At 74.0% G+C, this 14862-nt stretch carries 12 protein-coding genes; 8 read left to right on the plus strand and 4 right to left on the minus strand.

What is annotated here, in order from left to right; translation table 11 throughout:
- Positions 1 to 43: 43 nt before the first annotated feature.
- Positions 44 to 3394 (minus strand): isoleucine--tRNA ligase, encoded by a 3351-nt coding sequence (ileS, locus tag G3T38_RS04420; RefSeq protein ID WP_163770865.1) that lies wholly within the window; start codon positions 3392 to 3394, stop codon positions 44 to 46.
- A gap of 324 nt (positions 3395 to 3718) precedes the next feature.
- Between ileS and G3T38_RS04425 the strand changes: the two genes are divergently transcribed.
- The 3 genes from G3T38_RS04425 to G3T38_RS04435 all read left to right on the plus strand — a co-directional run bounded on the left by G3T38_RS04425 (position 3719) and on the right by G3T38_RS04435 (position 5903).
- On the plus strand, positions 3719 to 4126 hold the full coding sequence (locus tag G3T38_RS04425; protein WP_163770866.1) for a DUF3592 domain-containing protein: 408 nt from the start codon (positions 3719 to 3721) through the stop codon (positions 4124 to 4126).
- A gap of 83 nt (positions 4127 to 4209) precedes the next feature.
- Complete coding sequence (locus tag G3T38_RS04430) at positions 4210 to 5373, plus strand: protein kinase domain-containing protein (protein ID WP_163770867.1); 1164 nt, start codon at positions 4210 to 4212, stop codon at positions 5371 to 5373.
- The gene (locus tag G3T38_RS04435) at positions 5370 to 5903 is read left to right on the plus strand and encodes a hypothetical protein (protein WP_163770868.1); all 534 of its coding nucleotides are present in this window, start codon (positions 5370 to 5372) and stop codon (positions 5901 to 5903) included. Before G3T38_RS04430 ends, G3T38_RS04435 begins: the two co-directional genes overlap by 4 nt.
- Here G3T38_RS04435 and G3T38_RS22095 read toward each other — a convergent pair.
- The gene (locus G3T38_RS22095; protein WP_163770869.1) at positions 5900 to 6961 is read right to left on the minus strand and encodes a patatin-like phospholipase family protein; all 1062 of its coding nucleotides are present in this window, start codon (positions 6959 to 6961) and stop codon (positions 5900 to 5902) included. The genes G3T38_RS04435 and G3T38_RS22095 overlap by 4 nt on opposite strands.
- Before the next feature lie 48 nt (positions 6962 to 7009).
- Here G3T38_RS22095 and G3T38_RS04445 point away from each other — a divergent pair, with 48 nt between their 5' ends.
- On the plus strand, positions 7010 to 8278 hold the full coding sequence (locus G3T38_RS04445) for an MFS transporter (RefSeq protein WP_338037464.1): 1269 nt from the start codon (positions 7010 to 7012) through the stop codon (positions 8276 to 8278).
- Positions 8279 to 8393: 115 nt separating this feature from the next.
- Here G3T38_RS04445 and G3T38_RS04450 read toward each other — a convergent pair whose 3' ends face one another.
- Positions 8394 to 9026 (minus strand): hypothetical protein, encoded by a 633-nt coding sequence (locus tag G3T38_RS04450; RefSeq protein WP_163770870.1) that lies wholly within the window; start codon positions 9024 to 9026, stop codon positions 8394 to 8396.
- A gap of 87 nt (positions 9027 to 9113) precedes the next feature.
- Between G3T38_RS04450 and dapD the strand changes: the two genes are divergently transcribed.
- The 3 genes from dapD to G3T38_RS04465 all read left to right on the plus strand — a co-directional run bounded on the left by dapD (position 9114) and on the right by G3T38_RS04465 (position 12700).
- On the plus strand, positions 9114 to 10106 hold the full coding sequence (gene dapD, locus G3T38_RS04455) for a 2,3,4,5-tetrahydropyridine-2,6-dicarboxylate N-succinyltransferase (protein ID WP_163771004.1): 993 nt from the start codon (positions 9114 to 9116) through the stop codon (positions 10104 to 10106).
- A 31-nt stretch (positions 10107 to 10137) separates the two neighbouring features.
- The gene (locus tag G3T38_RS04460; protein WP_163770871.1) at positions 10138 to 11112 is read left to right on the plus strand and encodes a VldE C-terminal domain-containing protein; all 975 of its coding nucleotides are present in this window, start codon (positions 10138 to 10140) and stop codon (positions 11110 to 11112) included.
- 139 nt (positions 11113 to 11251) lie between these two features.
- Positions 11252 to 12700: a PAS domain-containing sensor histidine kinase gene (locus tag G3T38_RS04465; RefSeq protein ID WP_163770872.1), complete on the plus strand. Its 1449-nt coding sequence runs from the start codon at positions 11252 to 11254 to the stop codon at positions 12698 to 12700.
- 51 nt (positions 12701 to 12751) lie between these two features.
- Here the strand turns inward: G3T38_RS04465 and G3T38_RS04470 are convergent, their stop codons facing one another.
- Positions 12752 to 13588: an FHA domain-containing protein gene (locus G3T38_RS04470; RefSeq protein WP_163770873.1), complete on the minus strand. Its 837-nt coding sequence runs from the start codon at positions 13586 to 13588 to the stop codon at positions 12752 to 12754.
- Between the two features lie 214 nt (positions 13589 to 13802).
- Between G3T38_RS04470 and disA the strand changes: the two genes are divergently transcribed.
- Positions 13803 to 14861, plus strand: a complete 1059-nt coding sequence (disA, locus tag G3T38_RS04475; protein WP_163771005.1) for a DNA integrity scanning diadenylate cyclase DisA — start codon at positions 13803 to 13805, stop codon at positions 14859 to 14861.
- Position 14862: the final 1 nt, after the last annotated feature.

Raw genomic sequence — 14862 nt, forward strand, 5'->3', positions numbered from 1 at the left:
GCAGGGCTCACACCACGACCGGGTGGGGTTGGAGGAAGAGGGCTCAGGCCTTCGCCAGCGCCACGCTGACCGACTGGCCGTCGCCGACCGTCACGTCGGCGACGTGGGCCCCGGTGGGCAGCACGCCGGTCCCGACGGTGTACGACGACGCGAGCGTCTCCCCCGCCACCAGCGCCTCGTGGGTGCGGAGCGCGGCGAGCACGTCCTCGTCACCCCCGAGCACCAGCACGATGCGGTCGGAGACGTCGAGCCCGGCGTCCTTGCGCGCCTGCTGCACGGCCCGGACGACGTCGCGCGCGACGCCCTCGGCCGCGAGCTCCGGCGTCACCGTCGTGTCGAGCACGACGAAGCCGCCGCCCGGCAGCACACCGATCGCCTCGCCGTCACCGCCGGACGCCACCGTCTCGAGCGTGTACTCGCCCTCGACCAGCGCGAGGCCGCCAGCCGTGACGGTCCCGTCGTCGGCCACCGACCAGTCGCCCGACTTGGAGCCCTTGATCGCGCGCTGCACGTCCTTGCCGAGCCGGGGCCCGGCGGCCCGGGCGTTGACCACGAGACGCTCGGAGACGCCGTACGCCGCGGCCTCGTCCGCGTCGGCGGCGACGAGCCGCACGCCCTTGAGGTTGAGCTCGTCGGCCACGAGCTCGCCGAAGCCGGGCAGCACGTCGGCGAGCGCCGCCGGGTCGTCGACCACGACCGTCAGCCCGGCGAGCGGGAGGCGGTTGCGCAGCTTGGCGCCCTTGCGGAGGGCCGAGCCGGCCGAGCAGACCTCGCGCACGAGGTCCATCGCGGCGACGAGCGCGTCGTCGGCGGGCAGCTCGTCGAGCGTCGGCCAGTCGGTGAGGTGCACCGAACGGCCCCCGGTCAGCCCGCGCCACACCTCCTCCGTGGTGAGCGGCAGCAGCGGCGCCGTCACCCGGCAGACCGTCTCGAGCACCGTGAAGAGCGTGTCGAACGCGGCCCGGTCGACGTCGTCGCCGGTGGACCAGAAGCGCTCGCGCGACCGCCGGATGTACCAGTTCGTCAGCACGTCGAGGAACCCACGGGTCGTCTCGCACGCGTCCGCGATGGCCAGCTCGTCGAGCTGGGTGGTCATCGTGGCGACGTACTGGCGCAGCTTCGCCAGCACGTAGCGGTCCAGCGGATCGGTCGACGCCGTGCTCCGCTGCGCCTCGTAGGACTCGGCGTTCGCGTAGAGGCTGAAGAAGTACCAGCTGTTCCAGAGCGGGATCATCACCTGGCGCACGCAGTCGCGGATGCCCTGCTCCGTGACCACCAGGTTGCCGCCCCGCAGGATCGGCGAGGCCATGAGGAACCAGCGCATCGCGTCCGCGCCGTCGCGGTCGAAGACCTCGGAGACGTCGGGGTAGTTGCGCAGCGACTTGCTCATCTTGTTGCCGTCGCTGCCCAGCACGATGCCGTGGCTGATGCAGGTCGAGAACGCCGGCTTGTCGAACAGCGCCGTGGCCAGGATGTGCAGCGTGTAGAACCAGCCGCGGGTCTGACCGATGTACTCGACGATGAAGTCCGCCGGGAAGTGGCCCTGCAGCGACGCCGCGCCGTCGAACCACTCCTTGTTCTCGAACGGGTAGTGCACCTGCGCGAAGCTCATCGACCCCGAGTCGAACCACACGTCGAGCACGTCGGTGACGCGCCGCATCGTGCTCCGCTCGCCCTCCGGGCGCGGGTCGTCGGGGTTGGGCCGCACCAGGTCGTCGACGAACGGGCGGTGCAGGTCGGGCTCTCCCGCCGCGTTGCGCGGCAGCCGCCCGAAGTCGCGCTCGATCTCCTCGAAGGAGCCGTAGACGTCGATCCGGGGGTAGGCGGGGTCGTCGCTCTTCCACACCGGCACCGGGGAGCCCCAGAAGCGGTTGCGGGTGATCGACCAGTCGCGGGCGTTCTCCAGCCACTTGCCGAACTGGCCGTCCTGGATGTGGTCGGGCACCCAGCGGATCTGCTGGTTCAGCTCGAGCATCCGCTCCTTGATCCGCGTGACCTCCACGAACCAGGACGAGACGCCCTTGTAGATGAGCGGCTGCCGGCAGCGCCAGCAGTGCGGGTAGGAGTGGTCGTAGGTCTCGCGCCGCAGCAGCACCGTGCCGAAGGAGACCGACCCCGTGTCGGTGGCGTCGCGGCCGGCGACGTGGTCGAGGGCGTACGTCGCGTTCTTGAGGTGCTCGATGATCGGCTGGTTCGCGTCGAAGACCTGCACCCCGGCGTACTCGGTCACCGGCGCGGTGAACCGGCCGTCCTTGCCGACGGGCATGACGGCCTCGATGCCCTCGCGGTCGGTGACGACCTTGTCGTCCTCGCCGAACGCCCCGGCGGTGTGGACGAGGCCCGTGCCGTCGGTCGTGGTGACGAACTCGGCCGCGACGACCCGGAACGCGTTCTCATGGCCCGCGTAGTAGGAGAACGGCGGCGTGTAGACGCGCCCGACCAGCTCGGCGCCCGTGTAGCGCGCGACCACCTGGTCCTCGATGCCCTCGCTGGCGTCGTCCTCCAGCTCCCGCGCGTACGACGCGAGCCGCGCCTCGGCGAGGACGTAACGCTCCGGCGTACCGGTGAAGGAGGACTCGACCACCACGTAGTCGATGTCCTCGCCCACCATGACCGCGAGGTTGGAGGGCAGCGTCCACGGGGTCGTCGTCCAGACGAGCGCGAGCGCGCCCGCCAGCGGGTCGTCGCCGCCGTCGGGGCCGTGGCCGTGCAGGCGCACGCCGACGGTGACCGCCGGGTCCTGCCGCATCTGGTAGACGTCGTCGTCCATCCGCAGCTCGTGGTTGGAGAGCGGGGTCTCGTCGTTCCAGCAGTACGGCAGCACGCGGAAGCCCTCGTAGACGAGGCCCTTCTCGTGCAGGGTCTTGAACGCCCAGATGACCGACTCCATGTAGTCGGGGTTGAGCGTGCGGTAGTCGTTCTCGAAGTCGACCCAGCGCGCCTGGCGGGTGACGTAGTCCTGCCACTCGCCCGTGTACTTCAGCACCGAGGCCCGGCAGGCGTCGTTGAACTTCTCGATGCCCAGCTCGAGGATCTCGTCGGTGGTCTTGATGCCGTTCAGGCGCATCGCCTCGAGCTCGGCCGGCAGGCCGTGGGTGTCCCAGCCGAAGCGGCGCTCGACGCGCTTGCCGCGCATCGTCTGGTAGCGCGGCACGATGTCCTTGACGTAGCCCGTCAGCAGGTGGCCGTAGTGGGGCAGACCGTTGGCGAACGGCGGGCCGTCGTAGAAGACGAACTCGTTCTCGCCCTGCTCACCGGCGCTGCGCTGCGCGACGCTCGCCGCGAACGTGTCGTCCGACTCCCAGTAGGCGAGCACCTGCTTCTCGATCTCCGGGAAGCGGGGGGACGTCGGGACGCGGTCGGCGCCGCTGGTGGAGACCTGGGGGTAGGCCATCGCGGGAGCTCCTGGTGGTCGGTTCGGTCGGTCGTCGTGCGTGGCTGCTGCTCGTGCCACGAGGACGACGCCGGGGCGCCGCGGTACCACCTCGCTTGCCGCCGCCCCCGTTGCCGGGACGCGACGACCGCTTCGTTCGTGGGCTGTGACGGGCCCACCCGTCCGGTTCTACTGAGGGAGCAGGCTCCCCGTTCTTCCGGAGGCTCGCCGCTGATGACGGCTCCAGCGCCTCTGCGCGGGATGGTACGCCGCCCGCTCGCCCCCCGCGAATCCGTTCCGTCGCGCTCCTCCGCCGGTGGGACGGTGCTGTCCTAGGGTGCCTGCGTGCCTCCCGCCGTCTGGCTCGTGCCCCTCATCCCCGTCGCGGTCGGCCTCGTGCTCGTCGTCGTGGGACGCGTGCGGCTCGGGATGACGCGCGACTGGGTGCGCACGACGGGGGTGGTGACCACGCGGGACGGCGCGGTGAGCGGCTTCCCGTCGCAGTACCCGACGTTCATGTGGCAGGACGAGGCCGGCACCTGGCACCGGCGCCGCTCGGGCATGCGGGGCGGGATCATGGCGCCCGGGCGGCCCGTGCCCGTGGCCTACGACCCGCGGTCGCCCAGCCGCGCCATGATCGACACCCCGGTGCAGAACGGTCGGCTCTTCGCCGCGATCGGGCTGGCCGTCGCCCTCGGCGGCGGGGGCCTCGCCCTCGCGATCCTCGTGATGGTGGCGGTCGTCGTCGCCTGACCGCGCCGCGGCGTACCGGTGCCCTCCTAGAGTGGGCCCGATCCGTGGGTGCGGTCCGCTGCGAGGACGAGGAGGTGGGCGCCGTGGCTCCGAGGCTTCCCGAGCCGGGTGACGTGATCGACGGGCGCTACGAGCTGGTCCGCGTCCTCGGCCGCGGCGGCATGGCCGTGGTGCTCGAAGCGCGCGACCTGCTGCTGGAGCGGTCCGTCGCCGTCAAGGTGCTGAGCGACGTCGACGACGACGAGCGGGCGCACGAGCGGTTCGTCGCCGAAGCGCGGCTCCTGGCCCGCCTCCACCACCCCCGCCTCGTCACGGTGCTCGACGCCGGCACCGTCGACGGCCGGCCCCACATCGTCATGGAGCTCGTGCCCGGTTCCGACCTGGCGGCCGTCCTGCGCGAGGGCCCCCTGCCGCCGGACCGCGTGGCCCGCCTCGGTGCCGAGGTCGCGGAGGCGCTCGCCCACGCCCACGCCGCCGGGATCGTCCACCGCGACGTGAAGCCGGGCAACGTGCTCGTGGAGGACAGCGGTCACGTGCGCCTCGCCGACTTCGGCATCGCCCGCCTCGCGGAGGCGACCACCCGGCACACCCGCACGGGGACGGTGATCGGCTCGCCCGTGTACCTCGCCCCCGAGCAGGTCGCCGGGGAGACCGTGACGACGGCGACGGACCTCTACTCGCTGGGCCTCCTCCTGCTCGAGGCCCTCACCGGTGAGCCGCCCTTCACCGGCACCCAGGTCGAGGTGGCCATGGCGCGGCTCGCGAACGGACCGACGCTGCCGCCGACCCTGCCGCCCGGCTGGGCCGCGCTGCTGCGCGACCTCACCGCCCGGGAGCCGGCGCAGCGTCCTGCCGCGGCCGCCGCCGAGGCGCGGCTGCTGGCCCTGGCGACGGACGACCCTGCGGGCGCCACCGCCACGGCGGTGCTCCCGGTGGCGGACCTGCCGTCCCCGGCCTCCCTGGCGCCCCCGCTGCCGCCGCACCCCGGCGGCCCTGCGCCGTCGAGCACCGCGGTGCTCCCGGGTCGCGACCGGGACCGCGACGTACGACGACGCCGCGGTCCGCTCCTCGCCGCCGTGGGCGTCGTGGTCGTGCTCGGACTCGTCGGCGGTACCGCGCTCGCCCTCGGCACCGGTGACGACGGGGGCTCGGCGCCCGACGTGCCCGCGGTGCCGGCGGACGCGCCCGCCGACCTCCAGGACCCGCTCGGCGCCCTGCACGACGCCGTCGAGGAGGCGACCCGATGAGGACCCGCCCGTCGTGGCTCGGCCGCACGCTCGCCGCCGCGGCCCTCGTGCTCCTGACCGCCTGCGGCGGCGCGGACGACAGCCGCGCCGCGCTGGTCGACGCCCTCGAGGCGATCGACGAGAGCGTCACCGGCTCCGACGACGACCTCGTGCTGCAACGCATCGACGAGCTGGTCGAGCGCACCCAGGACGCCCGCGACGCCGGCGCCATCAGCGACGCCGAGGCGGAGCAGGTGCTGGCCGCCGCCGAGGCCCTGCGCGAGGCGGTGCTCGCCGGGGCGGACGACGAGCCGACCACCGAGCCGACCACGGGACCGACCAGCGAGCCGACCACCCCGTCGACGACCGGACCCGCTCCGCCCACCTCGTCACCGACCTCGGAGGAGCCCGACGACGAGGACGACGAGGACGAGGACGACCGCCGGGGACCGGGCGGGGGGCCGGGTGGCGGACCGGGCGGTCACGACGACAAGGACGACGACAAGGACGACGAGAAGGACGACGGCCCGCGGGGGCCGCGGGAGCCCTAGCTGATCCCCGCGCGGTCGAGCGCCTCGGCGGTGAGGCGCTGGCCCAGCTCGACCATCTCGGTGGCCCGGTGGAAGTCGAGCGTCCGGCAGGCGTCCACCGGGACGTCGACCGTCACGTCGGCCGGGAACGCCGCCTGCCGGTAGCGGTGCACGAGCCCCTGCATCGCCTCGAACGCCTGGGCGGTGACGTCGGTGAGCCGCAGGTCCTTGGGCAGCGGGTCGATCCCGCCGACCGGGGGCTCCGCGGCGGCCACGGCCTCGACCGCGGCCGGCTCGGCGGGCTCCCCCGGCTGCTCCTCGTGCTCGCCCAGGTCGGCGGCGTGCTCGTCGCGGCCGGTGATGCTGGAGATGGTGCGGCGCAACCGGTCGCGCCACTCCTCGCGCCGCTGCGGGGCTGCGGACTCCTGCGACGGCGCCTGCCGGCCCGGGCGCTCCCGCCGACCGAGCAGCGACACCGCGACGGTCAGGTCCGCCGGGACGGCCGTGGTGGGGTCGATGGGCACGGGGTTGAGCAGCCCACCGTCGACGAGCAGCCGGCCGTTGATCATCACGGGGGTGAAGAAGCCCGGGATCGCGATGGAGGCGCGCACCGCCGGCAGCAGGGGGCCGCGCTGGAACCAGACCTCCCGCTGCGAGCCCAGGTCGGTGGCCACCGCCGTGAACGGCACCGGCAGGTCCTCGATGTCGGCGCCGCCGAAGAGCTCCCCGATCTCGTTGAGCAGCCGATCCGCCGCGACCGCGCCCGGCGCGGAGAGCTTGAAGTCCATCAGGCGCAGCACGTCGCGCTGACGCAGCCCCATGGCCCAGGCGGCGAAGTCGTCGTCCCGCCCGGCGGCGGCGAGGGCGCCGACCACCGCGCCCATCGACGTACCGGCGATCGTCACCACCTCGTGCCCGCGGGCCCGCAGCTCCCGGATCGCGCCGAGGTGCGCGTACCCCCGCGCGCCCCCGCTGCCGAGGGCGAGGGCGACCCGGGTGCGCCGCGCGGGAACCGGTGCCGGAGGAGTCGTCGCGGGGGTCGTCGCGGGGGTCGTCGCGGGGGTCGTCGCCGAGGTCACAGCAGGCAGAATAGGTGGCGGCCCACGACGGGCGTAGCGTGCTGCGCCGTGCAGATCCGCGGCCTCCTCGCCGACACCCGACCCCTCGCCGTGCCCGCGTTCCGGCGGCTGTGGATCGCCAACATCGTCACGGTCATCGGGGCGCAGCTGACGGTCGTGGCCGTGCCCGCGCAGATCTACGCGATGACGGGGTCGTCGGCGTACGTCGGCCTCACGGGCGTGTTCGGGCTCGTCCCGCTCGTCGCCTTCGGCCTCTGGGGCGGCGCGCTCGCCGACCACATCGACCGACGGCTCCTCCTGCTCATCACCACGTCCGGCCTCATCGGGACCAGTGCGCTGTTCTGGGTGCAGGCGGCGGCCGGCTGGAACGACGTGTGGGTCCTGCTCGGGCTGTTCTCGGTGCAGCAGGCCTTCTTCGCGATCAACCAACCGACGCGGACGGCCGTCCTCCCGAAGCTCGTCGACACCTCGCTCCTGCCCGCGGCGGCCTCGCTCAACATGACCGTCATGCAGGCCGGTGCGATCGCCGGGCCGCTCGTCGCGGGGGTGCTCATCCCGTTCACGGGCTTCGCGTGGCTCTACCTGGCCGACACGGTCTGCCTGTTCGCGACGCTGGCGGCCGTGATCAGCCTGCCGCCCCTGCCGGTGGAGGGGATGAGCGGTGCGCCCGGGCTCCGGTCCGTCGTGGAGGGCCTCACCTACCTCGCCGGGCAGCCCGTGCTCCTCATGAGCTTCGTCGTCGACATCATCGCGATGCTGTTCGGGATGCCGCGCGCACTGTTCCCCGAGATCGCGCACGTCTCCTTCGGCGGCCCGGACGAGGGCGGTCTCGCGTTCGCGCTCCTCTTCGCCGCCATCCCCGCGGGTGCCGTCATCGGCGGCGTCCTCTCGGGGTGGGTGACGCGGATCGAGCGCCAGGGCCTCGCCGTCGTGCTCAGCATCGTCGTGTGGGGCCTCGCCATCACCGGGTTCGGTCTCGCGGCAGGTGCGGCCGACGGGTCCGCCGGACCGTGGCTGGCCGTCGCCGTGCTGATGCTCGCCATCGGTGGCGCCGCCGACATGGCCTCGGCCGCCTTCCGGCAGACGATGCTGCTCGCCGCCGCGTCCGACCAGGTGCGGGGACGCCTCCAGGGCGTGTTCGTCGTCGTCGTCGCCGGCGGCCCCCGTCTCGCCGACGTCGCGCACGGCGGTGCCGCCGCCGTCGTCGGGGCCTCGGCCGCCGCGGCGGGCGGTGGCCTGCTGACCGTCGTCGGCGTCGTGGTCGCCGCCCTCGCCGTACCCGCGTTCGTGCGGTACCGCGTCGCGCGGGCGGGGTGAGAGCTGCGCGTCACTTTCCCCGGTCGACCGGGGAAAGTGTCACCTTGACCATCAATATTGATGGTCAAAGCGGCGTGTTCCCCGGTCGACCGGGGAAAGTCGCGGCAACGACGGCTCAGCGCAGGACGGGCTCGGGGCCCTTGATGGTGTCGATCCAGAACGTCACCTGGTCCGGCGCCGGCCACGCCCGCACCGGCGTCACGCCGTCGACCGCGCCGCCGTCGATGCCGGCGAGCCGCACGTAGGCCAGGCGGCCCTCGTCGACGCGCAGCGCCACGACGTACGCCTCCCCGTCCGGCCCCACGAAGCGCGCCCGCACGGGGAACTCCGCGTCGGCGGGTACGGCGAGGGGCACGTCGTCGGGCACCTCGAAGGTCGCGAAGTCGATGGGCTGGCGCGGGTCGTGGGGGGCGTCGGCGGTGACGGAGCGCGCGAGCTGGGCGCGGAGCGCGAGGGCGCCGTAGTCCTCCGTCTGCGACAGGATCGCGTCGGTCAGGGCCTGCACGTCCTCGTCGAGGGCGCGGGTCTCCCACGTGGGCTCGCCGAGGTCGAGGTGGAGCTCGCTGCTGGACGCGTCGCCGCGCGCCCGTGCGGCCAGGCCGCCGAGCCGGTCACGGACGGCGTCGGCGGGGACGGCGCGGCGAGCGACCTCCCACCCGGCCCAGGCGAGGCCGCCGAGGACGGAGGCGGCGGCGCCGCGGCGTACCAGTCGCAGCGCCTCGCGCCGGGCTCGCGAATCGGGATCCATGGACCCAGACGGTAGCCGGACTCACCTCGGAGCTGTCGGCGGTGGTCCGTAGCATGGTGCGACGTGACCACCACCGACGCCGCCGCCCTGCCCGACGACGCCGCACGCCCGGCTCCCACCGCCACCCCGACCGCCGCCTGGGGCGTCGGGCTCGCCACGGTCGCCGCCGACGGCACCGTGCTCGACGTCTGGTTCCCCGCGCCGGCGCTGGGGGCCGCTCCCCACGCCGACGCCGCCGACGAGCTGGCGGGCGTCGAGCTCGACGCCCTGGCCGGGGTCGACGAGCTGCGCGGGGTGACGCGCGAGGTCCGCCGGGTCGAGATCGACGACCTGCAGGCGGCACCGACGTCCACCGAGGAGGTGTGGCTCCGGCTGCACCTGCTGTCCGCGCGCCTCGTGACGCCCCACAGCATCTCCCTCGACGGCCAGTTCGGCCTCCTCGCCAACGTCGTGTGGACCTCGGCCGGCCCGTGCGCGGTCGAGGGCTTCGAGCTCACCCGGGCGCGGCTGCGGGCCGCGGGCCAGCACGTCAGCGTCTACGGCGTGGACAAGTTCCCGCGGATGACGGACTACGTGCTGCCCACCGGCGTGCGGATCGCCGACGCCGACCGCGTGCGCCTCGGCGCCCACCTCGCGCCCGGCACGACGGTCATGCACGAGGGATTCGTCAACTTCAACGCCGGCACGCTCGGCGCCTCGATGGTCGAGGGCCGCATCTCGGCCGGCGTCGTCGTCGGCGACGGGTCCGACATCGGCGGCAGCGCCTCGATCATGGGCACGCTGTCCGGCGGCGGCAAGCAGGTCATCTCCATCGGTCGCCGCTGCCTGCTCGGCGCCAACGCCGGCATCGGCATCTCGCTCGGCGACGACTGCGTCGTCGAGGCCGGCACCTACGTCACGGCCGGCTCGAAGGTGCTCGTCACCGAGCCGGGGGCGGAGCCCCGCACCGTCAAGGCGGCCGAGCTCTCCGGCGCCTCCAACGTGCTGTTCCGGCGCAACTCCGTGTCGGGCGCGCTCGAGGCCGTGCCGTGGAAGAGCGAGGGCGTCTCGCTCAACGCCGCGCTCCACGCCAACGACTGATCGCTGGCGTGTGCGCGAGGGGGGCCGAGCGATGAGGGCCCGCCTGGTCGTCGGGCTCGTGGTCGTGGTGCTCGTCGGTGGCGTCGTGGCGCTGGCCGGACGCTGGGTCTACCGCAGCGTCGAGGGCTTCCTGCCCCCGCCCGAGGGGTGCGTCGCCGAGGTCGACGGCGCCCGGGTCGAGCTCAACCGGGAGCAGGCGGAGAACGCGTCGCTGATCGTGGCGGTCTCCGTGCGGCGCGGCCTGCCCGCGCGGGCCGCGACGATCGCGCTCGCCACGGCGTACCAGGAGTCCAAGATCGAGAACATCGCCTACGGCGACCGTGACTCCGTCGGCCTCTTCCAGCAGCGCCCCTCGCAGGGGTGGGGCACCCGGGAGCAGATCCTCGACCCGTACTACGCGACCGAGCGGTTCTACGACGGTCTCGTCGAGGTGCCGGGGTACGCCGACCTGCCCGTCACCGAGGCCGCGCAGGCCGTGCAGCGCTCGGCCTTCCCCGAGGCGTACGCCGACCACGAGGCCGACGCCCGCGTGCTGGCCTCGGCCCTGACCGGCTGGTCCGAGGCCGCGTTCACCTGCACGTGGGACACCGACGTGCGCAGCGACGCGTCCGACGAGCTGGACGAGGCGGGCCTGACCCCGCGGGCCTCGACGGTCCTCGCGGAGCTGGAGGCGGCGTACGGCGACCTGCCGGTCGGCGGCTTCGCGCCCGGCGGCGTCGAATCCGGCCACTCCGAGGGCTCGGCCCACTACGACGGCCGCGCCGTCGACGTGTTCACCCGTCCGGTGACGGAGGAGTCGCAGCGCTCCGGATGGTCGATGGCGCAGTACCTGGTGGCCCACGCCGAGCGTCTCGACGTCGCCACGGTCATCTACGACGGGAAGATCTGGACGGCCCGGCGCTCCGACGAGGGCTGGCGCGACTACGACATCGACACCGACGGCGTGGACGCGGAGACGGCGGCGATCCTCGAGCACCGCGACCACGTGCACGTCGACGTGTTCTGATCCGACCCGCGGCGACCCAGCAGCGAGCGACCAGACCTCCACAAGACTGGCTCAAGTGCTGGGTCCGGGGGTCGTGACCTGCGCAGACTGGTCGCACGCGGGGCCGCTCGGACGCCCCGACCAGAGCGGGAGCACACACATGGTGGCGATGCCGCGCAGCGGGGTGGACGGCCTCGTCGCGCCGAGCCTGCACGCCGGGATCGTCGAGGCCATGCCGGACGCCGTCGTCGTGACGGACCCCGAGGGTCGCATCGTGCTCACCAACCCGCGCGCCGCCGAGGTCTTCGGCTGGCGCGACGGCGAGCTCATCGGGCGTCCCATCGAGATCCTCATGCCGCCCCGCTACCGTGCCCGGCACCCGCGGCTGCGCCGCGGCTACGCCGGCCTCCGGATGAACCTCCTCGAGCTGCGCGGCTACCGCAAGGACCGCACCGAGTTCCCCGCGGAGATCTCCCTCGCCACCATCGTCGAGGGGTCGAGCACGTGGGTGTGCGCGACGATCCGTGACATCACCGAGCGCAAGCGTTCCGAGGAGCGCTTCCGCCAGCTCGTCGACGCCGCCCCCGACCCGCTGATCATCACGGACGCCGACGGCACGATCGTGCTGGCGAGCGAGCAGGCGCAGGCGGTGTTCGGCTACACCGGCGACGAGCTCGTCGGGGAGCCCATCGAGGTGCTCGTGCCCACCCGGTACCACGCGACCCACCGCGCGATGCGCCAGCGCTTCGCGGCCGACCCCCGGTTCCGGCCGATGGGAGCGGGCCGGGAGCTCTACGCCCGGCACCGGGACGGCTCGGAGATCCCCGTCGCCATCTCGCTGGCCCCCCTCGTCACCGAGGACGAGGTGCTGCTCTCGGCCTCGATCCGCGACCTCACCGAGCGCGACCGCGTGCAGACGCAGATCGACCAGGTCCGCGAGGACCTCGTCGCGACCGTGTCGCACGAGATGCGGACGCCGCTGACCTCGATCATCGGCTACCTCGAGCTCGTGCTCGACAGCGCCGAGCCGCTGCCCCCGAACGCGCGCAGCATGCTCGAGGTGGTGCACCAGAACGCCTATCGCGAGCTGGGCCTCGTCAACGACCTGCTCACCGTCGCCTCCGCGGGCACCGAGGGCCCCTCCGCGACCGTCGTGGACATGGGCGACGTCGTCGCCGCGGCGGCCGCCCAGGCGCGCGCGCTGGCGCAGGACCGCGGCATCGAGCTCCAGGTCGTCGCCGATCCCGGCGCCCGCGCCGTGCGCGGGCGGGCGCACCGCCTGCGCCAGGTCGTCGACAACCTCGTGTCCAACGCGCTGAAGTTCACGCCCGAGGGCGGCACCGTGCGCGTCACCTGCAGCGACCTCGACGGCCGCACGACCGTGACCGTCGAGGACACCGGCGTCGGCATCGAGCCCGACGAGCTCCCCATGGTGTTCGAGCGGCTCTACCGCACCCGCGCGGCCGTCGACGCCTGCGCCCCCGGCGTCGGCATCGGCCTGTCCCTGGTGCGCAGCATCACCCAGGGCCACGGCGGCACCGTCGAGGTGCGCAGCACCCCGGGCACCGGCACCACGGTGCGCGTGCGGCTGCCGTACGCCGCAGGCTGAGGCCCCCGCGGTCCGGCGGGCCGGGAGTCCGCGGGCCGGGGGCGCGGCGGCTCAGGCCGCGGCCGTGGGTGAGCCGACGTGGCTCTCCTCGACGGCGCGCAGCGCCATGAGGACCACGCCGCCGGTGCCGCCGACCAGCACGGTCGAGCCCTCCCGCACCGGAGCCGCGCCCTGCACCTGGACACCATCCACGAAGGTGCCGTTGGTGCTGCCCAGGTCGCCGATCCACCAGCCGCCGCGCGCCTTGTAGAGCACCGCGTGCTGGCGCGAGACCCGGGCGTCCGCGAGCCGCACGCGGCACCCCCGCGAGCGTCCGACGACGGCCCCTGACGGGACGCGGAACAGCAGGCCCGAGGTCGACACCAGCGCGATCTCGTCGCCGAGGAGCACCGATCGTGCGGCTCCCGCCGTGGCCGGCGTCGCGACCGGCGCGGCGCGCGGGTCCCGTCGCGGCCCCGGGACGGGAGGCGGGCCCGGGCGGGGTGCCGGACGTGCGGCGCGCAGGGCCGCCGGGGAGGCGGCCGGGGTCGCGACGGGAGCCGACACCGGACGCATCGGCAGCGGCCGCACCGAGGTCGGCAGCGGCCGGGTACGCCGCGGACCGGGCTCCACGTCGGCGGGCGTCACCGCGGGGCTCACCGCGGGGCCGGGCTCCGGTGCGGCCGGTCGCACCCGCACCGGCGTCGTCACCTCGTCGGCTGCGGCGCGCACGGCCGGGGCGTCACCCGCGCCGTACGAGCCGGCCCGCGGCGGGAGGACGGGCGCGGAGCGGTGCGCCGCACCGCTCTCCCGCGCCTCCTGACGGCGCAGGAGCGCCACGAGCACCACCAGTCCCGAGCAGACACCGACGGTCGCCCCCACGACCGTTGCGACCACGACGACCCACATGCTGCGCCCCCTCTGCTCCGTCCTCAGGCTCCCAGTGAGCCACGTCCGCGGCCGGAAGTCACCTGGTTCGGCGAATTCTCAGGACCGAAGTGGTCGCTGGTCGGACGGCGCCCTACCAAAGGAGGGGGGGTGGTTGCGGTCCCATCTCCTAGACTCTGGCGCGCTGGTGACCGAGGACGGGAGCGACGTGGCAGGGATCGAACGCGGCGACGACATGCTGCGCATGCGGGAGGTGCTCGCGCTGACGGCGCCGGGCACCGCGCTGCGCGACGGTCTCGAACGCATCCTCCGCGGGCGCACCGGCGCCCTCATCGTGCTGGGTCGCGACGCGCTGGTGGAGTCCATCTCCACCGGCGGCTTCGAGCTCGACGTCCCGTTCAGCGCCACCGGTCTGCGCGAGCTGGCGAAGATGGACGGCGGCATCATCGTCGACAGCGGACTGACGAAGATCCACCGTGCCGCCGTGCACCTCATGCCGGACCACACGATCCCGTCGTTCGAGACCGGCACCCGCCACCGCACGGCCGACCGGGTGGCCCGCCAGACCGGCTTCCCGGTCATCTCGGTGTCCCAGTCGATGCAGATCATCGCGGCGTACGTCGGCGAGAGCCGCCACGTGCTCGAGGACTCGGGCCAGATCCTGTCCCGCGCCAACCAGGCGATCGCGACGCTGGAGCGCTACAAGCTGCGGCTCGACGAGGTCGCGACGACCCTGTCCGCCCTCGAGATCGAGGACCTCGTGACGGTCCGCGACGTCGCCGTCGTCGCGCAGCGCATGGAGATGGTCACGCGGATCGCGCGGGAGATCGAGGACTACGTGCTCGAGCTCGGCACCGACGGCCGCCTGCTGTCGCTGCAGCTCGAGGAGCTGGTCTCCGGCGTCGACGCCGAGCGCGAGCTCGTCGTGCGCGACTACCTGCCGTCGGGCCGCCGCTCCCCCACCCCGGAGAAGCTGCTCGAACGGCTCGAGACGCTCTCGGCGACCGAGCTGGTGGACCCGGCCTCCGTCGCCAAGGCGCTGGGGCTCGGCACGAGCGAGCACCTCGACGGCGCCGTCGCGCCCCGGGGCTACCGGCTGCTCGCCAAGGTCCCGCGGTTGCCCGGCGCCGTCGTCGACCGCCTCATCGAGCACTTCGGCACGCTGCAGAAGCTGCTGTCGGCCGGCATCGACGACCTGCAGGCCGTCGAGGGCGTCGGCGAGCTCCGGGCGCGCAACGTGCGCGAGGGCCTCTCGCGACTGGCGGAGTCGAGCATCCTCGAGCGGTACGTCTGAG

The sequence above is a fragment of the Nocardioides zeae genome (genome assembly GCF_010686755.1).
Lineage (GTDB): Bacteria > Actinomycetota > Actinomycetes > Propionibacteriales > Nocardioidaceae > Nocardioides > Nocardioides zeae.